Raw genomic sequence first — 20,908 nt, 5'->3', positions numbered from 1 at the left:
TTATGCCCGGTGGCGCTTCGCTTACCGGGCCTACAAAAACCACGAACGTAGGCCGGGCAAGGCGAAGCCGCCACCCGGCAATCGCACGCACTATGCAAACAAATGCTCCGCATGGAAGCGAAGATGATCCTCAATAAAGGACTCGATGAAGTAATAGCTGTGGTCATACCCCGGCTGAATGCGCAGCGTCAGCGGCCAGTCCTTCTGGCGAGCCGCTTCGGCCAGCACCGCAGGTTGTAGCTGTCCGGCGAGGAACTGATCCGCATCGCCCTGATCGATAAGCGTTGGGATCGCGTCTTCTGCCTGGCTTGCCAGCATCAGCGCGCAGCTGTCCCATTCCTGCCAGGTTTCTGCGTTATCGCCCAGATAGTGCGTAAAGGCTTTTTGCCCCCACGGCACCTGCGTTGGGTTCACAATCGGCGCAAAGGCCGACACGCTGGTATATTTCCCGGGGTTTTTCAGCGCCATGATAAGCGCACCGTGACCCCCCATCGAGTGCCCGCTGATGGCGCAACGGTCATTCACTGCAAACTCTGCCTGAATCAGCGCAGGTAGCTCGTCACGAATGTAGTCATACATGCGGTAGTGGCTCGCCCACGGCTGCTCGGTCGCGTTCAGATAAAACCCGGCGCCTTTGCCTAAATCGTATCCGGCATCGTCGGCGACCTCATCCCCACGCGGGCTGGTGTCTGGCATCACCAGCGCTATGCCAAGCTCGGCCGCAATACGCTGCGCGCCCGCTTTGGTGGTGAAGTTTTCGTCGTTGCAGGTCAGGCCTGAAAGCCAGAACAGAACCGGCGGTTTTTCCGTCGGCGGCAGGAAAATGCTGAACGTCATCGCACAGTTCAGTACGGTGGAGTCGTGCCGCCAGCGCTGCTGTCGACCTTCAAAACAACGGTGCTCTTCGAGCAGTTCCATGCAAGGCTCCTTAATGAGAATACGTATTCATAAAATCCATAATACAGAGTTTTCATTGACCTGTGAGCAACTTTCACTTTCCCCTTGCGCTCAGATACTGCATCATAAATTTACTTTTCTTTAACAATCGGAGCGGTCATGGCGCTGCGTATCGCGCTCAGCGGATTTGTGGTTTTGGTGGTGGCAATGGGGATCGGGCGCTTTGCCTTTACGCCTCAGGTTCCGCTGATGATTGCCGCCGGGCAACTCACGCTGACCAGTGCGGGTCTGGTGGCGGCGATGAACTACCTGGGCTATCTGGTGGGGGCGTGGGATGCCATGCGCGCCCATCGCTTTGTGGAAACACGCCTGTGGCTGGGCATCACTGGCGCGGTTGCGCTGACGCTGCTCTCGGCTGCGGCGGATAACGCCGTGGTTCATGGCTTACTGCGCTTCGTGATTGGCTGCATGAGCGGCTGGTCTATGGTGCTGATAGCCGCCTGGACCAACGAGCGGCTGGGTCAGTTGGGCAAACCGGGGCTTAGCGCCGCTGTCTTTGCCGGGCCGGGCGCAGGCATAGCCCTGAGCGGGCTGCTCGCGGTCTATATTCAGGCGAAGGCGCTCTCTGCCGGGGCGGCATGGCAGATTTACGGCGTGCTGGCGCTGGTGCTCATTGCGCTGGTGGCACGATATCTGCCGCGTGCGGGCCAGCTTCATCGGCCAGGAACCGCACCGGAGCCGCTGGTGCTGACGTCGGATTTAAAGCGCCTGGTCTGGAGCTACAGCCTCGCGGGGTTTGGCTATATCCTCCCGGCGACCTTCCTGTCGCAAATGGCGGCGGTGCGTTTTCCCGGCAGCCTGTTTGCCCAGTTTGTCTGGCCGATTTTCGGTTTCGCTGCCGTCATCGGCATCGTGCTCAGTATCTTACTGCGCCATACATCCACGGCAAACCGCAGGCTGGCGATTGTTTTGTGGTTACAGGGCGCAGGCGTGCTGGCCGCCTGGCTGCTGCCGGGGATTGGCGGTTTGCTGACGGGCGGTCTGCTGGTCGGCGGCGGGTTCTTGTGTGCCGTGCAGCTTTCTCTGCTCTACGGTCGCGAGCTGGCACCGAACCACACGCGCTATATGGCGGGACTGCTTACCACCGGCTATGCCATCGGCCAGCTGATTGGCCCTGTGACGTCCGCGCTATCCACCTGGTTGACGCACCGGCTGGAGCCTGCGCTGGGGCTGGCAGGCATCGCACTGTTCATCGGCGGGGCGCTGGTCTGGAACCGTCAGGCTGAAAGGCAGCAGCAATTGCAATAATTATCGTCGTGAATACTGGATTATGTGCGCCGCCTCACGCACAATGAGCGCACACTTTTGCCACAACGAGGGCAAAAGACGCCACACCTGCAGGAGAAAAGAATGTCATCACTCAGTAAAGAAGCTGCTCTGGTCCATGAAGCCCTGGTTGCGCGCGGCCTTGAAACGCCACTGCGTCCACCGGTTCAGGAACTGGATAATGAAACCCGTAAACGTCTGATTTCCGGGCATATGACCGAGATCATGCAACTGCTTAATCTCGATCTGAGCGATGACAGCCTGATGGAAACGCCTCAGCGCATCGCGAAAATGTACGTAGACGAGATCTTCTCTGGTCTTGATTACGCCAATTTCCCGAAAATCACCGTCATTGAAAACAAAATGAAGGTCGATGAGATGGTGACGGTGCGCGATATCACGCTCACCAGTACCTGCGAGCACCACTTCGTGACCATCGATGGCAAAGCGACCGTGGCGTATATTCCAAAAGATACGGTCATTGGCCTGTCCAAAATCAACCGTATCGTGCGGTTCTTCTCCCAGCGTCCGCAGGTGCAGGAGCGTCTGACGCAGCAGATCCTGACCGCGCTGCAAACGCTGTTGGGCACCAATAACGTGGCGGTCTCCATCGACGCGGTGCACTATTGCGTGAAAGCGCGTGGCGTGCGTGATGCGACCAGCGCAACCACCACCACGTCGCTGGGCGGTCTGTTTAAATCGAGCCAGAACACCCGCCAGGAGTTCCTGCGCGCCGTGCGTCACCACAATTAATCAGACAGGGCAGGGACCATGGAGCGAAACGTCACGCTCGATTTTGTTCGCGGCGTCGCCATTCTCGGTATCCTGCTGCTCAATATTAGCGCCTTCGGCTTGCCGAAGGCCGCTTATCTCAATCCCGCCTGGTACGGCGATATCACCCGAAGCGATGCCTGGACATGGGCGATCCTCGATCTCTTTGCGCAGGTTAAATTCCTGACGCTGTTTGCGCTGCTTTTTGGCGCAGGTTTGCAGCTTCTGCTCAAACGCGGCACGCGCTGGATCCAGTCTCGTTTAACGCTGCTGGCGATCCTCGGCTTTATTCACGGTTTGTTCTTCTGGGATGGCGACATTCTGCTCGCCTACGGCCTGGTCGGGCTCATCTGCTGGCGACTTATCCGCGATGCGCCCAGCGTAAAAAGCCTGTTCAACACCGGCGTGATGCTCTATGTCATGGGGCTCTGCGTACTGTTTCTGCTGGGCGTTATCTCTGGCGATTCAACAAACCGCTCGTGGATCCCCGACGCGGCCAACCTGCAGTATGAGCAGTTCTGGAAGCTGAAAGGGGGGGCTGAGGCGATAGGTAATCGGGCCGATATGCTCGGTGATAATCTCCTTGCGCTGGGCGCGCAGTACGGCTGGCAGCTGGCAGGGATGATGCTGATGGGCGCGTCACTCATGCGTACCGGCTGGCTGAAGGGCGAATTCAGCCTGCGCCACTATCGCCGCACGGGCGCGGGTCTGGTCCTGCTCGGCGTGCTGTTTAATCTCCCGGCGGTGATCATGCAGTGGCATCTTCACTGGGATTACCGCTGGTGCGCCTTCCTGCTTCAGGTGCCGCGTGAGCTTAGCGCCCCGTTCCAGACCATTGGCTACGCGGCGCTGATCTATGGTTTCTGGCCGCAGCTTTCCCGCCTGTGGATTGTCAGCGCCGTGGCCTGCGTTGGCCGCATGGCGTTAAGCAATTACATCCTGCAAACGCTGATCTGCACCACGCTGTTCTACCGATTTGGCCTGTTTATGAAATTCGATCGACTCACGCTACTGGCGTTTGTTATTCCGGTCTGGATGGTTAACGTGGCGTTTTCCGTTATCTGGCTGCGTTATTTCCGCCAGGGGCCGCTGGAGTGGGTCTGGCGAAAATTAACCGCACATGCTTCGGGTGTATCATTGCGTAATACATCCGGATAACGATCTGGATCACAATCATTAACAAAACGGATGTAAGCGTTTTCATCTGTGTGAGCTTCTTCACGTAGTCCCCTTTCTCTCGCTGCCAAAATAGCCTCCTTGCTAAACACAGGGGGTGTCTGTGAGTTGCTGCAATCCTTTGAAGGATGGTGAACATGATCACCATTCGTGACGTCGCCCGCCTGGCGGGCGTTTCCGTGGCTACCGTCTCTCGCGTGCTGAACAACAGCGCGCTGGTCAGCCCTGAAACCCGTGAAACCGTAATGAAAGCCGTGACCCAGCTAGGGTACCGGCCAAACGCCAACGCGCAGGCGCTGGCGACTCAGGTGAGCGATACCATTGGCGTCGTGGTGATGGATGTGTCGGATGCCTTCTTTGGCGCGCTGGTTAAGGCGGTGGACGTTGTCGCCCAGCAGCACCAGAAGTACGTGCTGATTGGCAACAGCTATCACGAGGCGGAAAAAGAGCGTCATGCCATTGAGGTGCTGATACGCCAGCGCTGTAACGCCCTGATTGTGCATTCAAAAGCGTTAAGCGACGAAGAGCTGGCCGGGTTTATGGAGCAGATCCCCGGCATGGTATTAATCAACCGTATTGTGCCAGGCTACGCGCACCGCTGCGTTGGGTTGGATAACGTCAGCGGCGCGATGATGGCGACGCGGATGCTCATCAGCAACGGCCATCAGCGCATCGGGTATCTTGCTTCCAGCCACCAGATTGAAGACGACGGAATGCGTCGGGAAGGGTGGCAGAACGCGTTGAAAGAGCACGGCATTGTCCCGCTGGAAAGCTGGGTAGGAACCGGTACGCCGGATATGCAGGGCGGGGAAGCCGCGATGGTTGAGCTGCTGGGCCGTAATCTGCAGCTTTCCGCCGTGTTTGCCTATAACGACAGCATGGCGGCGGGAGCGCTGACTGCGCTGAAGGACAACGGAATTGCGGTGCCACAGCATTTGTCGCTGATTGGCTTCGATGATATCCCGATTGCCCGTTACACCGACCCGCAGTTAACCACTGTGCGTTACCCCATTGCCTCGATGGCGAAACTGGCGACAGAACTGGCGTTACAGGGCGCTGCAGGCCTGCTGGATCCTGACGCAACGCACTGTTTCATGCCAACTTTAGTCAGGCGGCACTCTGTATCTATTCGGCAAACTGTGGCTCCGATCACTAACTAATTATGTGGCGTGATGTAACCGTTTTCAATCTGTGAGTAAATTCACAGTATCTTAACAAGCCGCTGACTATGATGTCAGCGTTTTAGAGGCTGAAACGCTATGTAACGGTGATTAATCATTTTCACTATAGCCAGCGAGCCGAAAACAACGAATAAAACGCATTTCTGGAGCGTTACCGAACACGGAAGATAGAAATTTTATAAGTGAACTTCGGCGATCAGTAACGTTTTATTAACACCTGCCCGCCGACCGTTATTCACAAGAACTACCCTGCATAAAAAAAACCGGAGATACCATGAATAAGAAGGTGTTGACTCTGTCTGCTGTAATGGCAAGCATGCTTTTTGGTGCAGCAGCGCACGCTGCGGATACCCGTATTGGCGTGACCATCTATAAATACGACGACAACTTCATGTCCGTTGTGCGTAAAGCGATTGAGAAAGATGCGAAAGCAGCGCCAGACGTTCAGCTGCTGATGAACGACTCCCAGAATGACCAGTCCAAACAGAACGACCAGATCGACGTTCTGCTGGCGAAAGGCGTGAAAGCCCTGGCGATCAACCTGGTTGACCCGGCTGCAGCAGGCACGGTTATCGAGAAAGCGCGTGGCCAGAACGTGCCAATCGTCTTCTTCAACAAAGAACCTTCCCGTAAGGCGCTGGATAGCTACGACAAAGCGTTTTACGTCGGTACTGACTCCAAAGAGTCCGGCATTATTCAGGGCGATCTGATCGCGAAGCACTGGGCTGCGAACCCGAACTGGGACCTGAACAAAGACGGTCAAATTCAGTTCGTTCTGCTGAAAGGCGAGCCAGGCCACCCGGATGCTGAAGCCCGTACCACCTACGTTATCAAAGAGCTGAACGACAAGGGCCTGAAAACCCAGCAGCTGGCGTTAGATACCGCGATGTGGGATACCGCTCAGGCGAAAGATAAGATGGACGCGTGGCTCTCTGGCCCGAACGCCAACAAAATCGAAGTCGTGATCGCGAACAACGATGCGATGGCGATGGGTGCCGTTGAAGCGCTGAAAGCACACAACAAATCCTCCATTCCTGTATTCGGCGTAGATGCGCTGCCAGAAGCGCTGGCGCTGGTTAAATCCGGTGCGATGGCCGGTACCGTTCTGAACGATGCCAACAACCAGGCGAAAGCCACCTTCGACCTGGCGAAAAACCTGGCCGACGGTAAAGGTGCCGCTGACGGCACGACCTGGAAAATTGAAAACAAAATCGTTCGCGTGCCATACGTGGGCGTAGACCAGTCCAACCTGGCTGAGTTTATCGGTAAATAAGATCTTTGTTTTGTCTTCACTGGGCGCAATTCGTTGCGCCCTTTTATAACGCGATATGCGAGGCCAACAAGGTATAATTATGGTCAGCACAACTACTCAGTCGTCCGGTGAATACTTGTTGGAAATGACCGGTGTTAACAAGTCTTTTCCCGGTGTTAAGGCACTCGATAATGTTAATTTAAAAGTGCGTCCTCACTCTATTCATGCTTTGATGGGGGAGAACGGTGCGGGTAAATCAACGTTATTAAAATGTCTTTTTGGGATCTATCAAAAAGATTCTGGCAGCATTCTTTTTCAGGGGAAAGAGATCGATTTCCATTCAGCGAAAGAAGCGCTGGAAAACGGTATCTCGATGGTTCACCAGGAATTAAACCTGGTACTGCAACGCTCGGTAATGGATAACATGTGGTTGGGACGTTACCCAACTAAAGGTGTGTTTGTCGATCAGGATAAAATGTATCGCGACACCAAAGCGATTTTCGATGAGCTGGATATTGATATCGATCCGCGCGCCCGCGTGGGGACATTATCTGTTTCCCAGATGCAGATGATCGAAATTGCCAAAGCGTTCTCCTATGATGCGAAAATCGTCATCATGGACGAACCCACGTCGTCATTAACGGAAAAAGAGGTTAATCACCTTTTTACCATTATTCGCAAACTGAAAGATCGCGGCTGCGGCATTGTCTATATCTCGCATAAAATGGAAGAGATCTTCCAGCTGTGCGATGAAATTACTATCCTGCGCGACGGCCAGTGGATTGCCACTCAGCCGCTGGAAGGGCTGGACATGGACAAGATCATCGCCATGATGGTGGGCCGTTCCCTGAACCAGCGCTTCCCGGACAAAGAAAACAAGCCGGGCGAAGTGATTCTGGAAGTGCGCAATCTCACCTCGCTGCGCCAGCCGTCCATTCGCGACGTCTCCTTCGACCTGCACAAAGGCGAAATTCTGGGCATTGCCGGGCTGGTGGGGGCCAAACGTACCGATATCGTGGAAACCCTGTTTGGTATCCGGGAAAAATCGGGCGGCACCATTACGCTGCACGGTAAAAAAATTAACAACCATAATGCCAACGAAGCCATTAATAACGGTTTCGCGCTGGTGACGGAAGAGCGTCGCTCGACGGGTATTTATGCCTATCTCGATATTAACTTTAACTCGTTAATTTCGAACATTCGTAACTATAAAAGTAAAATCGGTCTGCTGGATAATTCCCGCATGAAGAGCGATACCCAGTGGGTAATTGACTCCATGCGCGTCAAAACACCAGGCCACCGCACGCAAATTGGTTCGCTCTCGGGTGGGAACCAGCAAAAAGTCATTATTGGCCGCTGGTTATTGACCCAGCCAGAAATTCTGATGCTGGATGAACCGACCCGCGGTATCGATGTGGGTGCAAAATTCGAAATTTATCAGTTGATTGCTGAGCTGGCTAAAAAGAATAAAGGGATCATTATTATTTCTTCCGAAATGCCGGAACTGTTAGGGATCACAGACCGTATTCTGGTTATGAGCAATGGTCTCGTTGCCGGTATTGTTGACACCAAAACGACAACGCAAAATGAAATTTTGCGTCTTGCGTCTTTGCACCTTTAAGATCAGGGGCTCCTCATGAGTGCGTTAAATAAGAAAAGTTTTCTCACTTATCTGAAAGAAGGCGGTATTTACGTTGTTCTTTTAGTATTACTGGCCATTATTATCTTCCAGGACCCAACGTTCTTAAGCCTGCTGAACCTGAGTAACATCCTGACTCAGTCCTCCGTGCGTATCATCATCGCGCTTGGCGTGGCCGGTTTGATTGTCACCCAGGGGACTGACCTGTCAGCAGGACGTCAGGTAGGGCTGGCGGCGGTTATAGCGGCAACACTGCTGCAGTCGATGGAAAACGCCAACAAGGTGTTCCCGGAAATGGCAACCATGCCGATTTTCGTGGTGATCCTGATCGTCTGCGCCATCGGTGCGGTGATCGGCCTGATCAACGGCATCATCATTGCTTACCTGAACGTGACGCCATTTATCACCACGCTGGGTACGATGATCATCGTTTACGGTATCAACTCCCTGTACTACGACTTCGTAGGCGCGTCGCCAATCTCGGGCTTTGACAGCGGCTTCTCGACCTTTACGCAAGGGTTTATCGCGCTGGGCAGCTTCCGCCTGTCCTATATCACCTTCTATGCGCTGATTGCGGTGGCCTTCGTTTGGGTGCTGTGGAACAAAACCCGCTTCGGTAAAAACATTTTTGCCATCGGCGGTAACCCGGAAGCGGCGAAAGTCTCCGGCGTTAACGTTGCCCTGAACCTGCTGATGATTTATGCGCTGTCCGGTGTGTTCTACGCCTTCGGCGGGATGCTGGAAGCGGGCCGTATCGGCTCAGCCACCAACAACCTTGGCTTCATGTACGAGCTGGATGCGATTGCGGCCTGCGTGGTGGGCGGCGTCTCCTTCAGCGGCGGCGTAGGTACCGTGCTCGGCGTGGTCACCGGTGTGATCATCTTTACCGTCATTAACTACGGTCTGACCTATATCGGCGTCAACCCGTACTGGCAGTACATCATCAAAGGCGCCATCATCATCTTCGCGGTTGCGCTGGACTCGCTGAAATACGCGCGTAAGAAATAATTGCACCTCGCATTATCCGGCCCGCTCGTTGAGCGGGCTTTTTTTTTTACGCGAGCGTGGATTCCTGCCCGGTGACAATGCTCTCGAACCAGTCAAGCTCGGAAAGCTTGCAGGCTACCCACTGTTCTGAAAAGGCTTCGCCTAAGCTGTCGGTGAGATACTGGCAGCGGGAAAATGCCTCGATTGCCTGCTGCTGGAACAGGGGCAGCTCAGGCTCATCACGCTGCGGTTCTGGTAAATCACCCTCATCGAAATTTTCCAGACCGTATAACATGCCTGTCAGGATGGTTGCCGCAACGAGATACGGGTTGGCATCAGCGCCCGCCAGGCGGTACTCAATGCGGCGGTTGTTCTCATCCGAGCAGGGGATACGCAGCGCGGCGGTGCGGGTGTTATAACCCCATGAATGGAATAACGGCTCTCTGAGGTTTTTACGAAGACGCCGGAAAGCGTTAACGCCGGGGGCCAGAATGGCGACAGAGGCGGGCATCAGCGCCAGCTGGCCTGCGATGCATAAGCGCATCATGCTATTGAGTTCATCTGCCGGTGAGGCAAATGCGTTATCACCGTGAATATCATTCAGGCTGAAATGAAAATGCAGGCCGCTGCCGGACAAGCGGCTGAACGGCTTGGCCATAAAGTTAGCCTGAAGGCCGTGCTTTTCAGCGGCAAACCGCGTTAACCGACGCAGTGCAAGGATATTGTCACATACCTCCACGATCCGATGGCTGTGCTTCAGGTTTAACTCGAACTGACCTGATTCGGCCTCTGCCACAATGCCGGTCAGCGGAATTTGCTGCTGATGCGCCAGCTGTTCCAGCTCGTCAAAGAGCGCAGCGTGAGCTGACGACGTATCCATATGAAAGCAGCCCTGATTCTGAAGATCCTGAGTGCCAGGCCCTGTCAGGTAGAACTCAATTTCCGGCGCCATTACCGGATACAGCCCGTGCTGATGAAAACGCGCCAGAACGTTCTGCAATATGACGCGTGGTTCAAGGGGACAAGGTTGCCCGTCGCTATCCTTCATCGTCAGGAGGATCTGGGCGGTATGCAGCGGATCGTGCGAAGAGGGGCGGAGGGAACCGGCAACCGGCATGCAAAGTCGGTCTGGCTCATCGTCATGTGACGCGGCGACTTTCCCTTTTTGATCCATCGAATAGACCGAGAGAGGAAAATAGCAGCCTTTCTCCAGACTCTGCATGCTGTCTACGGAAAGTCGCTTACCGCGCATAATGCCGTTGATATCGTTGAGATAGACATCGATGTGTTTGGTTTGCGGATAGCGTTCGAGATAATCCGCCACATTCACCGACAGGCTCTGCAGCAGGGTGCCAGGCTTCTCCTCAAGATAGAGGCCGGAATTGAGCGCGGTCGGCAGCGATAAGCCCGGGAAATTAAAGTACGGGCGGATACTTTTCAGGAAAAACGCGTTCATTATCGAGTTCATAGTCAGTCTTCAATGAAGCCGTAGCGGCAGTGAACTCAGCGTAAAAGGTCAGGCGTAAAGAGGTGATAAAAAGCACGACGCCCGGCGTAAAGAAACTATAAACGGAGGCTATTTTTTCTCTTTTTTCTGCAGATCGAGCAGCTGCTCCGGCGTCACCGCCGGATAACCCTGCGCATCTTCCGGCACCTCGTGCATCGCCGGAATCGGCACCAGCGGGCCTAAAAAGCGCGGTTCACGTTTGAAGATGTAGAGATCGGCCAAGGCGCCAAAGCGGGCACCGAACTCGCGCACGCGCACGCTCAGCATGTCTTTTGGCGACGGGACGGCGTAGCACTGAGCCTGGATACCCATATGCAGCGCAATAAACAGCGCGCGCTCGCAGTGGAAGCGCTGGGTAATGATGATGAAATCGTTAGTGTCGAACACCTTGCGGGTGCGTACGATGGAGTCCAGGGTGCGGAACCCGGCGTAGTCGAGCACGATATCGGCCGGATCGACGCCTGCGGCAATCAGGTCTTTACGCATCGTCACCGGCTCGTTGTAGCTTTGCAGAGCGTTATCGCCGCTCAGCAGCAGGTAATTCACCTTGCCGCTGTTATAGGCGTTCAGCGCGCCCTGAATGCGGTAGCGGTAATACTGGTTGATCACGCCGGTGCGGTAATACTTAGCGGTACCGAGCACCACGCCGACCTGACGGTAGGGCAGGTCCTGGAGGTCGTCAAAAATGTAGGGGGCGGTTTTCCAGCTCATCCAGCGGTCGAGACCGAGCACGATCAACAGCAGTATGCCGACCAGGACAGACAGGCTGTAAAAAACGCGCTTTAACATGGAGATGGCTCGTTCGTGGATGAAAGTTCACTCAGGCTACTGTACCCGCCTGGTTAGCGCAAGAAACGGTGAATCAACTGAGGGCTTTTTCAGCAAACTGGCGGGCATTTCTGCCCGCCGGAAGGTTCAGGCAAGCAGCACGCGGTCAATTGTGGTGCAGCCCAACGCTTTCAGCGTTGCGGCGGTGGCATCCCACTGAATCAGCGGCGCGTCGGCTTTTTCTGCCAGAATGGCGCGCTGAATGTCCGGATAGTCATAGCCGTTCAGGCTAAGCAGGTTAAGCGCGCCCTGCAGCGGAGGCAGCGTCGGGTTGAACGCGGCATTTTCCGCATAGCTGCCGGTAAAGATACGACCATCGCGGCACTGCAGCGCCACGCCGCTCGGCGATTTGCTGTAAGGCGTATGGCTCTTGTTGGCCGCACGAATGGCCGCTTCGCTCAGGTCATCGCCGGACAGGGCGAAACCGTGATCCTGCTCGTCCATCAGCAGCGTTTTAATCTCGAGATCTTTCGGACCAAAGGCGTCCGGCAGGTAATCCCCCAGCGTATGCGGCGCGCGGCCTGGCAGGTTGATGCGCAGCTGCAGCCCGCTGTTCAGCTCGTTCATAAACTGACGGCAGTGACCGCAGGGGGTGTAGTTAACGGTGATGGCGCTCAATGCTTTTTCACCGCGTAGCCAGGCGTGGCTGATGGCGCTCTGCTCGGCGTGGACAGTTTGCTGCATGGTCGCGCCGAGGAACTCCATGTTACCACCGAAATACCAGGTTCCGCTGACGCCGCGCGCAATGGCGCCGACGTTGAAGTGGGAAAGGTCGGCACGCGCGCAGGCAGCAGCCAGGGGCAGCAGTGCGAAAGCCAGCGCGTCTTCATCCAGTCCCGTTGCCTGTTTCAGCGTCGTGACCTGCTCCGCCGTCAGCAGGGCGGGGAAATGCGTATCCGCCAGAACCGGAGCCAGGGCTGATTGCAAATTCTCTGCAAGCTGGGCGAAAGCAGCTTGAAAACGTGGGTGCATGGCGTTTGCCTCATAAAGGTTAATGGATCGGTAGTGTACGGAGCCGCTGGGGCTTTATATGTGATCCACTTCTCATTATGTATGCAACTTATGAAAACAAAATGAAAATTGCGCGACGCATCGCAAATTTTAGCCCATCACCGCCAGAATAATCGGGAAGACAAAGGGGGCAATCAGGGAGGTGATAATCCCGCAGATCACCAGCGCCAGCGAGCTAAACGCCCCTTCCTGATAGTCCACTTCGGCGCAGCGCGCGGTGCCCAGGGCGTGAGACGCGGTCCCCATCGCCAGACCACGTGCCGCTTTGGTGCGGATCTTCATCAGATTCAGCAGGGTATGGCCAAACACCGCGCCCAGGATCCCGACGAAAATTACGCACATGGCGCTGATGGCCGGAATGCCACCGATGCTGCCGCCAACCGCCATCGCAATCGGTGTGGTGACGGACTTCGGCAGAATAGAGGCGGCAATCTGCGGCGAAGCCCCCATTAGCAGGGCCACCGAGGTACCGGTGATCATCGCCACCAGGCTACCGATAAAACAGATGGTGATGATGGACTTCCAGCGGGCGCGGATCTGGTGCAGCTGTTCATATAAAGGAAACGCCAGTGCAACAACGGCAGGCTGCAGCAGATCGTTTAAAATTTTGCTCCCTGCGAAGTAACGTTCGTAGGGAATGCCGGTGAGTAGCAGGAAAGGAATAATCACCACCATCGCCACCAGCAGCGGGTTGAGCAACGGCATTTTGAAGCGTACGGCAAGTTTACGTGCAGCGAAGAACACCGCCAGGGTTAACGGCAGCGACCACCAGATATTGGCCATCATTTTTTTGTTTTCTCCCCGACCACTTTACGTTCGCCATGCACGATGTGCGAACTCCAGCTCACCACCAGGAACACCACCAGCGTACTGACCGCGCAGGAGACGACAATCGGGCCGAACTGCGCTTTGAGCACGTCGTAATATTGCATGACGCCTACGCCGATGGGCACGAACAGCAGCGCCATGTAGCGGATAAGCACGAAGCAGCCAGGGTTGACCCACTTCGCGGGCAGCACCTGTAAAGCCAGCAGGACAAACAGGATCAGCATCCCGATAATGCTGCCGGGAATGACGATCGGCAGCAGCGAGGCGATGAAAATCCCGGCGTACAGGCAGGCGTAAATCAGGACGAATGCGCGCAGATACTGCCAGATTGTATTCAGTGATTTGCTCATGGTGAAAGTCCTTGATGAAACGCATTCATCATACAATTAAACCCAGAAATGTGCCACGGATCACATCATGAATTTTGAGCATACCAGACATTCCAGAATGGAACGCCGTGCTTTCCTCAACCATACAGAGCAGATACTATAGCGCGTCTTTTTTCACAGGTACTGCTATGCGTGTTTTACTGGCCCCTATGGAAGGCGTGCTCGACTCCCTCGTGCGCGAGCTTCTGACCGAGGTGAACGATTACGATCTCTGCGTGACGGAGTTTCTGCGCGTGGTCGATATGCTGTTGCCGGTAAAATCCTTCTACCGTCTGTGCCCCGAGCTGCACAACCAGAGTCGGACGACCTCCGGTACGCTGGTGCGCATTCAGCTGCTGGGGCAGTACCCTGAATGGCTGGCGGAGAACGCCGCCCGCGCGGTTGAGCTGGGCTCTTACGGGGTCGATCTCAACTGCGGCTGTCCGTCGAAGATGGTGAACGGCAGCGGGGGTGGGGCGACGCTGTTGAAAGATCCTGATCTCATTTATCGCGGCGCGAAGGCGATGCGTGAGGCCGTGCCGTCGCATCTGCCGGTGACGGTAAAGGTGCGCCTGGGCTGGGACAGCGACGCGCGGCAGTTTGAAATTGCCGATGCGGTGCAGCAGGCCGGAGCCACCGAGCTGGTGGTGCACGGGCGTACTAAAGAGGACGGCTACAAAGCGGACCGCATTAACTGGCAGGCAATCGGTGAGATCCGCAAACGCCTCAGCATTCCGGTTATCGCCAACGGCGAAATCTGGGACTACGAAAGTGCGCAGGCGTGCATGAAGGAGACGGGCTGTGATGCGGTGATGATAGGCCGCGGCGCGCTGAACGTGCCGAACCTCAGCCGGGTGGTGAAATATAATGAACCGCGTATGCCGTGGGCAGACGTGGTCACGCTTCTGCAAAAATACAGCCGTCTGGAAAAGCAGGGCGACACCGGTTTGTATCACGTTGCGCGTATTAAGCAGTGGCTCAGTTATTTGCGCAAGGAATATAGCGAAGCGTTAGGCTTATTTCAGGAGATCCGTACGCTACAGACCTCTGCGGATATTGCGCGCGTGATCCAGTCAAAATAATAAGCGTTAATTTGCTCACACTTTTTTAAAATATAAAACGATGCAGGTTTTCAAGGTGGCGCGACGGTGTTAAGGTGCCACTGTTTTCAACGCAGGATTGTTACTGGTTAACAGGCAAAACCTAAGCGTTTCACAGCATTAACCGCTGTGGAGCGCTTAGGTTTTTTTTTGCCTGTCATTCACGCAGGAGAACCATTTGGCCTAACGCTTTTTGCTGGAAAGAATAATGAAAACACGACGGGAAATAGAAAAATTTCCTGCGAATGGTTACGCACTAATACTCAGCTACAGGTTGCTATTATGACAAATAAAAATAATCTCTGTGCACTCGCTTTATTGATGATATCCCCTTTAACAATGGCGCAGGAGTGGAATGGAACGGTATTAGGGTTCGAAGCCCCGCCGGAGCCTGTTCTGGGCGAAATGCTCGGCATACGTAAAATCCTTAACGATAACGGTTTTACCTATAACCTCGGATACCTGAATGAAATTGGCTGGAACGGTGGTGGCGGATATAACCACGACTCCCACGTGGCCTATATTGACCAGTTCGCGCTAACCTTCAACCAGGATCTCGAGCGCTGGACGGGCATCCCGGATGCGCGTATTGAGGGGAACATCGTCAACCGCAACCACAATGACGACCTCACGACCAAGCGCGTGCAGGATCCGCGCGTGAACTTCAACGATCTGACCCAGGAGAGCTGGGGCGGACAGTCCATTACCCGTCTGGGCTGGCTGACGTTTGCCCGCAGCTTTGACGACCGACGCCTCACCTGGCGTATCGGGATGATGAACAAGGTGCAGACCTTCGATCAAATCATCCCGTGCGACTTCCAGCTGCTCTCCCAGTGCGGCGGGAAATCGGCCAACTCGCTGACCTGGAACAACTGGAACGTTCACACCTGGGGCACCACGCTGGAGTATAAGCTCACGTCAGCCGTCACGTTAAAAGGCGGCGTGATGGAGCAAAACCCGGACGCCTCCAGCCGCAGCCACGCGTGGAGCTGGTCGACGAAGGGCAGCAAAGGGGTCTTGCTCCCGGTCGAAATCGAAGCGCGTCCGCTGGTTAACGGCCAGCCGGGCGCCTATAACCTCGGCGTGGTGTTTACCAACGCCCCGCAAACCGATCTCTATCGTGGTGCATCGGGCGGAGCGGGCGCGAGCGATCCGGACGGTTACGAAAAGCATAGCCGCACGTGGTTTATGTACGCCGGGCTGAACCAGCAGATCACGCAGCACAGGGACGACCCGAATCGCGGATTGAGCACCTCGTTCAGCATGAGTCTTGCGGATCAGCGCACCAACTATATGCATCAGGTCTACGCCGCCTCGCTGCGCTACCGCGGGCTGTTTGACGCCCGGCCGGAAGACTGGATTGGCTTCGGGCTAACCTGGATTGATATGAGCAGCCAGTACGCCCGCAATCAGCGCTATATGAACAGCCTGAGCGGCGTGTCGGACTATAACGATCCGGCGTATCATCCGGTGCCGGGCCACTCTCTGAACGGTGAGTTTTACTATCGCTTCCGTCCGCTGTCGTGGCTGGAGCTGCAGCCGGGCATTCAGTACTGGCACCATCCGGGCGGCGTATCCCGGACGCAGGATGCCTGGGTGACGGAGCTGAAAACCGTCGTGACGTTCTAGCAATGTCGATCTGCGTCACGTTTTTTACCCATGATGCATTCAGGCTACGAATGAAACTGATAGAGTGCCAGAACTGGATTGTTACTGCTTCGGCAGGCAAAACCTGATTTTCTGGCTTCTGCCGGAGGTCAGGTTTTTTTGTTTCTGGGGTTCCGATGAAAATCGCCAAGATACTCAATAATAACGTGGTGGTTGTTCAGGATGAGCGCGGGCGCGAACAGGTGGTGATGGGCCGCGGGCTGGGCTTTCAGAGGCGCGCGGGTGACGCGCTGGATACCGCGTTGGTTGAAAAGGTGTTTGCGCTACAGAGCGATGAGCTGGTGCAGCGTCTCGGTGAGCTGCTAAGCCAGATCCCGCTGGAGGTGATGACCACCTGCGACCGTATCATCGGGCTGGCGGCGCAGCGGCTGGGGAAATTGCAGGAAAGTTTGTATATCACCCTGACCGACCACTGCTACTTCGCGATTGAGCGCCAGAAGAACGGGCTGGCGATCAAAAACGTGCTGCTGTGGGACATCAAGCGCCTCTATCCGAAGGAGTTTGAGCTGGGGCAGGAGGCGAGGGCCATTATCGCCAAACGCCTGCACGTCGAGCTGGCTGAGGACGAAGCGGGATTTATCGCGTTGCATCTGGTCACCGCGCAGCTGAACAGCGAAATGCCGGAAGTGATGCACGTGACAAGGGTGATGCAGGAGATCCTTCAGCTGGTGAAGTATCAGCTGCAGCTGGAATACGACGAAGAGTCGCTCAGCTATCAGCGTTTTGTCACGCATCTGAAGTTTTTTGCCCAGCGGATGCTGACCCGCACCGTGGTGGACGATGACGACGTCTCGCTGCATACCGCGGTAAAGGACAACTACGCGAAGGCGTGGAAATGCGCCGAGAAAATCGCGCAGCACCTGAACAAAAGCTATCAGCGCGAGCTGACGACAGAAGAAATTATGTTCCTCGCCATTCATATTGAACGGGTGAGAAAAGAGGGGCGTTAAGCCTCAAATCTGGATTGTTACTGCATAACGCAGGCAAAACCTGGGCGCGGCCTTCGAAAGGAGGACGTTCTCGGGTTTTTTTTATTTTTATACTCAGTCAACAGGTGCCTGCGGGCATCGGATGTAAGGAAATCGAGATGGAATACCAGGCTTTAGCGACGGATATTCTCGGCCACGTTGGCGGAAAAGAGAACATTGTTAGCCTCGTGCACTGCGCGACCCGGCTTCGCTTTAAACTGAAAGATAACCAGAAAGCGGATGCCGACGGGCTGAAGAAAAATCCGGGCGTGATTATGGTGGTCGAAAGCGGCGGCCAGTTCCAGGTGGTGATTGGCAACCACGTGCATGACGTCTGGCAGGCGGTGCGCAAAGAGGCCGGGCTCACTGACGATACGCCCGTCGTGGAAGAGAAGGGCGACAAGGGCAGCCTGCTGGGCCGCCTGATCGACATCGTCTCCGGGATTTTCACCCCATTTATCGGCATTCTGGCAGCCTCCGGTATTCTGAAAGGGCTGCTGGCGCTGGCGGTTGTGTGCGGCTGGCTCACCACCGAAAGCGGCACCTATAAAATCTGGTTCGCGGCCAGCGACGCGCTGTTCTTCTTCTTCCCGCTGGTACTGGGCTATACCGCGGGCAAGAAATTCGGCGGCAACCCCTTTATTACCATGGTGATCGGTGGGGCACTCACCCACCCGATGATGATTGCGGCGTTTAACGCCAGCCAGCAGCCGGGGGCGGTTCCCGAGGCGTTTCTCGGCATTCCTGTCACCTGGTTCAACTACAGTTCGTCGGTGATCCCGATCATTCTTGCCGCGTGGGTCAGCTGCTGGCTGGAAAAACAGAGCACCAGGCTGCTGCCGTCCTCGATGAAAAACTTCTTCGCGCCGCTGATCTGCTTAGGCGTGACCGTGCCGCTGACCTTTCTGGTGATTGGCCCGCTTGCGACCTGGCTCAGCCAGCTGCTGGCCAACGGCTACCAGTGGATTTACGTTATGGCCCCGTGGCTGGCGGGCGCGGCGATGGGCGCGCTGTGGCAGGTCTGTGTCATCTTCGGTCTGCACTGGGGGCTGGTGCCGCTGATGATCAACAACCTGGCGGTGCTGGGGCATGATTCCATGCTGCCGATGCTTTTGCCTGCGGTGTTCGGCCAGGTGGGGGCGGCGCTGGGGATCTTCCTGCGCACCCGCGATGCGCGTCAGAAAATGCTGGCCGGATCGTCCGTGACGGCAGGGATTTTCGGCATCACCGAGCCGGCGGTCTATGGCGTAAACCTTCCGCTACGCAGACCCTTTATTTTCGGCTGCGTGGCGGGGGCCATCGGCGGGGCGATTGTCGGCTTCAGCGACACCCACGTGTACTCCTTTGGCTTTGCCAACGTCTTTACTATCGCCCAGATGATCCCGCCGGGTGGCGTGGACGCCACGCTGTGGGGCGGCATTATCGGCACCGCGGTGGCGCTGGTGCTGAGCTGCGGCCTGACGCTGGCGGCGGGCGTGCCAGCACGCTCAGCGCCCGAAGCGGTTGCGCCAGCGGGTGAAAACGATGTGCTGGCACCGATGACCGGTACCGTGCTGGCGCTCGACCAGGTGCCGGATACCACCTTTGCCAGCGGTCTGCTGGGCAGCGGGGCCGCCATCATTCCCTCCGACAACCGGGTGGTTGCCCCGTTTGCGGGCGTTGTTGCCTCTCTTTTCCAGACCAAACACGCCATCGGCCTGCTCAGCGACAGCGGTATTGAAGTGTTAATCCACGTCGGGATCGACACCGTGAAGCTCGACGGCAGGCCGTTTACCGCCCACGTGAAGGTGGGCGACAGGGTGCAGCCGGGCGACCTGCTGCTGGAGTTTGATCGTCAGGCGATTATCGATGCCGGATACGACCTGGCGACGCCGATCATTATCAGTAACAGCGACGAGTATCGCGAGGTGGCGACCGTGGCGGCAACGTCCGTCAACGCCGGTGCACCGCTGCTCAGCGTAAGCCATCAATAACAGGAGAACGTGATGAAAACTTTCCCGGACGATTTTTTATGGGGCGGCGCGGTTGCCGCGAACCAGGTAGAAGGCGCTTATCTCGAGGATGGCAAAGGGCTGTCCACCTCAGATGTTCAGCCGCAGGGGGTGTTTGGCCCGGTGGTGGAGCGCGTGGAGGGCGACAGCGGCATTAAGGATGTCGCCATCGACTTCTATCACCGCTACCCGGAAGACATCAAGCTCTTTGCCGAAATGGGCTTTAGCTGCCTGCGCGTCTCTATTGCCTGGACGCGTATCTTCCCGAACGGCGACGAGCAGGCGCCCAACGAAGCGGGTCTGGCGTTTTACGACAGGCTGTTTGACGAGCTGGCCGCGCACAGCATCACGCCGCTGGTGACGCTGTCGCATTACGAAATGCCGTGGGGGCTGGTGAAGCAGTACGGCGGCTGGGGCAGCCGTCAGACGATTACCTTCTTTGAGCGCTACGCCCGCACCGTCTTTGCGCGCTACGGGGAGAAGGTGAAGCTGTGGCTGACCTTCAACGAAATCAATATGTCCCTGCATGCGCCGATGACCGGCGTGGGCCTGCCCGAAACCAGCAGCAAAGGGGAAGTGTATCAGGCGATCCACCATCAGCTGGTGGCCAGCGCGCTGGCGGTGAAAGCCTGCCACGAGATTATCCCGGATGCAAAAATTGGCAACATGCTGCTGGGCGGCCTGATGTACCCGCTGACCTGCAGGCCGGAAGACGTGCTGGAAGCGCTGCAGGAGAACCGCGCCTGGCAGTTCTTTGGCGACGTGCAGTGCCGCGGGGCGTACCCAGGCTATATGCTGCGCTTCTTCCGCGACAGCGGCATCCAGATTGATATCACCGACGCCGACCGCGAGGTGCTGAAATCCACCGTCGATTTTATCTCGTTCAGCTATTACATGACTGGCTGCGTGACAACCGATGAAGAGTTAAACCAGCAGGCGCGGGGCAACATCCTGAGCATGGTGCCAAACCCGCATCTGGCAAGCTCCGAGTGGGGCTGGCAGATTGACCCGGTGGGCCTACGCACGCTGCTGAACGTGCTCTGGGATCGCTATCAAAAGCCATTGTTTATTGTGGAAAACGGCCTTGGCGCGAAGGACACACCGGACGCCGACGGCGTGGTGCAGGATGATTACCGCATCAGCTACCTTAACGACCACCTGGTGCAGTTGCGCGAGGCCATTGACGATGGCGTCGAGGTGATGGGGTATACCAGCTGGGGGCCGATCGATCTGGTGAGCGCGTCTAAAGCGGAACTGTCCAAACGCTACGGCTTTATTTACGTGGACCGCGACGACAGCGGTAAAGGCACCCTGGCGCGCAGCCGTAAAAAGAGTTTTTACTGGTATAAAGAGGTGATTGCCACGAAGGGGGCATCGCTGAAAGCCTGAGATCAATAACATCGCCCGGCG

Annotated in this window: 17 protein-coding genes and 1 pseudogene; 12 read left to right on the top strand and 6 right to left on the bottom strand. The window is 56.2% G+C overall.

Annotation, left to right across the window (positions count from 1 at the left end):
• Positions 1-90: 90 nt before the first annotated feature.
• Positions 91-918, bottom strand: coding sequence for an S-formylglutathione hydrolase (gene fghA, locus K5E19_RS20090; RefSeq protein ID WP_221552758.1), 828 nt, complete (start codon positions 916-918; stop codon positions 91-93).
• Between the two features lie 138 nt (positions 919-1,056).
• Here fghA and K5E19_RS20085 point away from each other — a divergent pair, with 138 nt between their 5' ends.
• From K5E19_RS20085 to mglC, 7 genes are all read left to right on the top strand, one after another.
• Positions 1,057-2,205: a YbfB/YjiJ family MFS transporter gene (locus tag K5E19_RS20085; RefSeq protein WP_221552757.1), complete on the top strand. Its 1,149-nt coding sequence runs from the start codon at positions 1,057-1,059 to the stop codon at positions 2,203-2,205.
• Positions 2,206-2,307: 102 nt separating this feature from the next.
• Positions 2,308-2,976 (top strand): GTP cyclohydrolase I FolE, encoded by a 669-nt coding sequence (gene folE, locus K5E19_RS20080; protein ID WP_108416598.1) that lies wholly within the window; start codon positions 2,308-2,310, stop codon positions 2,974-2,976.
• Between the two features lie 18 nt (positions 2,977-2,994).
• Complete coding sequence (gene yeiB, locus K5E19_RS20075; RefSeq protein WP_221552756.1) at positions 2,995-4,152, top strand: DUF418 domain-containing protein YeiB; 1,158 nt, start codon at positions 2,995-2,997, stop codon at positions 4,150-4,152.
• Between the two features lie 155 nt (positions 4,153-4,307).
• On the top strand, positions 4,308-5,330 hold the full coding sequence (gene galS, locus K5E19_RS20070; RefSeq protein WP_010433539.1) for an HTH-type transcriptional regulator GalS: 1,023 nt from the start codon (positions 4,308-4,310) through the stop codon (positions 5,328-5,330).
• A gap of 295 nt (positions 5,331-5,625) precedes the next feature.
• On the top strand, positions 5,626-6,624 hold the full coding sequence (gene mglB, locus K5E19_RS20065; RefSeq protein ID WP_010433541.1) for a galactose/glucose ABC transporter substrate-binding protein MglB: 999 nt from the start codon (positions 5,626-5,628) through the stop codon (positions 6,622-6,624).
• A 79-nt stretch (positions 6,625-6,703) separates the two neighbouring features.
• A complete protein-coding gene (gene mglA / locus K5E19_RS20060; protein ID WP_221552755.1) occupies positions 6,704-8,224 on the top strand; it encodes a galactose/methyl galactoside ABC transporter ATP-binding protein MglA in 1,521 nt (506 codons plus the stop codon).
• A 15-nt stretch (positions 8,225-8,239) separates the two neighbouring features.
• Positions 8,240-9,250, top strand: coding sequence for a galactose/methyl galactoside ABC transporter permease MglC (mglC, locus tag K5E19_RS20055; RefSeq protein WP_010433547.1), 1,011 nt, complete (start codon positions 8,240-8,242; stop codon positions 9,248-9,250).
• A 46-nt stretch (positions 9,251-9,296) separates the two neighbouring features.
• Here the strand turns inward: mglC and K5E19_RS20050 are convergent, their stop codons facing one another.
• The 5 genes from K5E19_RS20050 to K5E19_RS20030 all read right to left on the bottom strand — a co-directional run bounded on the left by K5E19_RS20050 (position 9,297) and on the right by K5E19_RS20030 (position 13,753).
• On the bottom strand, positions 9,297-10,685 hold the full coding sequence (locus tag K5E19_RS20050; protein ID WP_221552754.1) for a glutamine synthetase family protein: 1,389 nt from the start codon (positions 10,683-10,685) through the stop codon (positions 9,297-9,299).
• Between the two features lie 120 nt (positions 10,686-10,805).
• Entirely contained in the window at positions 10,806-11,525 is a 720-nt protein-coding gene (sanA, locus tag K5E19_RS20045; protein WP_010433553.1) for an outer membrane permeability protein SanA, read from the bottom strand.
• Between the two features lie 126 nt (positions 11,526-11,651).
• The gene (gene cdd, locus K5E19_RS20040; RefSeq protein ID WP_221552753.1) at positions 11,652-12,536 is read right to left on the bottom strand and encodes a cytidine deaminase; all 885 of its coding nucleotides are present in this window, start codon (positions 12,534-12,536) and stop codon (positions 11,652-11,654) included.
• 129 nt (positions 12,537-12,665) lie between these two features.
• Positions 12,666-13,361, bottom strand: coding sequence for a CidB/LrgB family autolysis modulator (locus K5E19_RS20035; protein WP_042715955.1), 696 nt, complete (start codon positions 13,359-13,361; stop codon positions 12,666-12,668).
• Positions 13,358-13,753: a CidA/LrgA family protein gene (locus K5E19_RS20030; protein WP_042715956.1), complete on the bottom strand. Its 396-nt coding sequence runs from the start codon at positions 13,751-13,753 to the stop codon at positions 13,358-13,360. The genes K5E19_RS20035 and K5E19_RS20030 overlap by 4 nt, the downstream gene beginning before the upstream one ends.
• A 167-nt stretch (positions 13,754-13,920) precedes the next feature.
• On the opposite strand from K5E19_RS20030, the gene dusC reads away from it, so the two are divergent.
• From dusC to K5E19_RS20005, 5 genes and pseudogenes are all read left to right on the top strand, one after another.
• Positions 13,921-14,853: a tRNA dihydrouridine(16) synthase DusC gene (gene dusC / locus K5E19_RS20025; protein ID WP_221552752.1), complete on the top strand. Its 933-nt coding sequence runs from the start codon at positions 13,921-13,923 to the stop codon at positions 14,851-14,853.
• Positions 14,854-15,192: 339 nt separating this feature from the next.
• Positions 15,193-16,500, top strand: a complete 1,308-nt coding sequence (locus K5E19_RS20020) for a carbohydrate porin (protein WP_409334610.1) — start codon at positions 15,193-15,195, stop codon at positions 16,498-16,500.
• Positions 16,501-16,655: 155 nt separating this feature from the next.
• A complete protein-coding gene (gene bglG / locus K5E19_RS20015; protein WP_221552749.1) occupies positions 16,656-17,489 on the top strand; it encodes a transcriptional antiterminator BglG in 834 nt (277 codons plus the stop codon).
• 24 nt (positions 17,490-17,513) lie between these two features.
• Positions 17,514-19,480, top strand: a pseudogene (bglF, locus tag K5E19_RS20010) (PTS beta-glucoside transporter subunit IIABC).
• A gap of 12 nt (positions 19,481-19,492) precedes the next feature.
• Positions 19,493-20,887: a glycoside hydrolase family 1 protein gene (locus K5E19_RS20005; RefSeq protein ID WP_221552748.1), complete on the top strand. Its 1,395-nt coding sequence runs from the start codon at positions 19,493-19,495 to the stop codon at positions 20,885-20,887.
• Positions 20,888-20,908 lie beyond the last annotated feature (21 nt).

The organism is Enterobacter sp. RIT637 (assembly GCF_019718755.1).
GTDB lineage: Bacteria > Pseudomonadota > Gammaproteobacteria > Enterobacterales > Enterobacteriaceae > Enterobacter.
The sequence above is the reverse complement of the archived record's forward strand: the minus strand, read 5'-3'. Positions and strand labels throughout refer to the sequence as shown.

Bases quoted from the DNA above. Each gene is read 5' to 3' on its own strand.
- K5E19_RS20085 (WP_221552757.1), top strand. From the start codon at position 1,057: ATGGCGCTGCGTATCGCGCTCAGCGGATTTGTGGTTTTGGTGGTGGCA.
- bglG (WP_221552749.1), top strand. From the start codon at position 16,656: ATGAAAATCGCCAAGATACTCAATAATAACGTGGTGGTTGTTCAGGAT.
- K5E19_RS20030 (WP_042715956.1), bottom strand. From the start codon at position 13,753: ATGAGCAAATCACTGAATACAATCTGGCAGTATCTGCGCGCATTCGTC.
- K5E19_RS20005 (WP_221552748.1), top strand. From the start codon at position 19,493: ATGAAAACTTTCCCGGACGATTTTTTATGGGGCGGCGCGGTTGCCGCG.
- fghA (WP_221552758.1), bottom strand. From the start codon at position 918: ATGGAACTGCTCGAAGAGCACCGTTGTTTTGAAGGTCGACAGCAGCGC.
- mglC (WP_010433547.1), top strand. From the start codon at position 8,240: ATGAGTGCGTTAAATAAGAAAAGTTTTCTCACTTATCTGAAAGAAGGC.
- mglB (WP_010433541.1), top strand. From the start codon at position 5,626: ATGAATAAGAAGGTGTTGACTCTGTCTGCTGTAATGGCAAGCATGCTT.
- cdd (WP_221552753.1), bottom strand. From the start codon at position 12,536: ATGCACCCACGTTTTCAAGCTGCTTTCGCCCAGCTTGCAGAGAATTTG.
- sanA (WP_010433553.1), bottom strand. From the start codon at position 11,525: ATGTTAAAGCGCGTTTTTTACAGCCTGTCTGTCCTGGTCGGCATACTG.
- dusC (WP_221552752.1), top strand. From the start codon at position 13,921: ATGCGTGTTTTACTGGCCCCTATGGAAGGCGTGCTCGACTCCCTCGTG.
- folE (WP_108416598.1), top strand. From the start codon at position 2,308: ATGTCATCACTCAGTAAAGAAGCTGCTCTGGTCCATGAAGCCCTGGTT.
- K5E19_RS20020 (WP_409334610.1), top strand. From the start codon at position 15,193: ATGATATCCCCTTTAACAATGGCGCAGGAGTGGAATGGAACGGTATTA.
- galS (WP_010433539.1), top strand. From the start codon at position 4,308: ATGATCACCATTCGTGACGTCGCCCGCCTGGCGGGCGTTTCCGTGGCT.
- K5E19_RS20035 (WP_042715955.1), bottom strand. From the start codon at position 13,361: ATGATGGCCAATATCTGGTGGTCGCTGCCGTTAACCCTGGCGGTGTTC.
- K5E19_RS20050 (WP_221552754.1), bottom strand. From the start codon at position 10,685: ATGAACGCGTTTTTCCTGAAAAGTATCCGCCCGTACTTTAATTTCCCG.
- yeiB (WP_221552756.1), top strand. From the start codon at position 2,995: ATGGAGCGAAACGTCACGCTCGATTTTGTTCGCGGCGTCGCCATTCTC.
- mglA (WP_221552755.1), top strand. From the start codon at position 6,704: ATGGTCAGCACAACTACTCAGTCGTCCGGTGAATACTTGTTGGAAATG.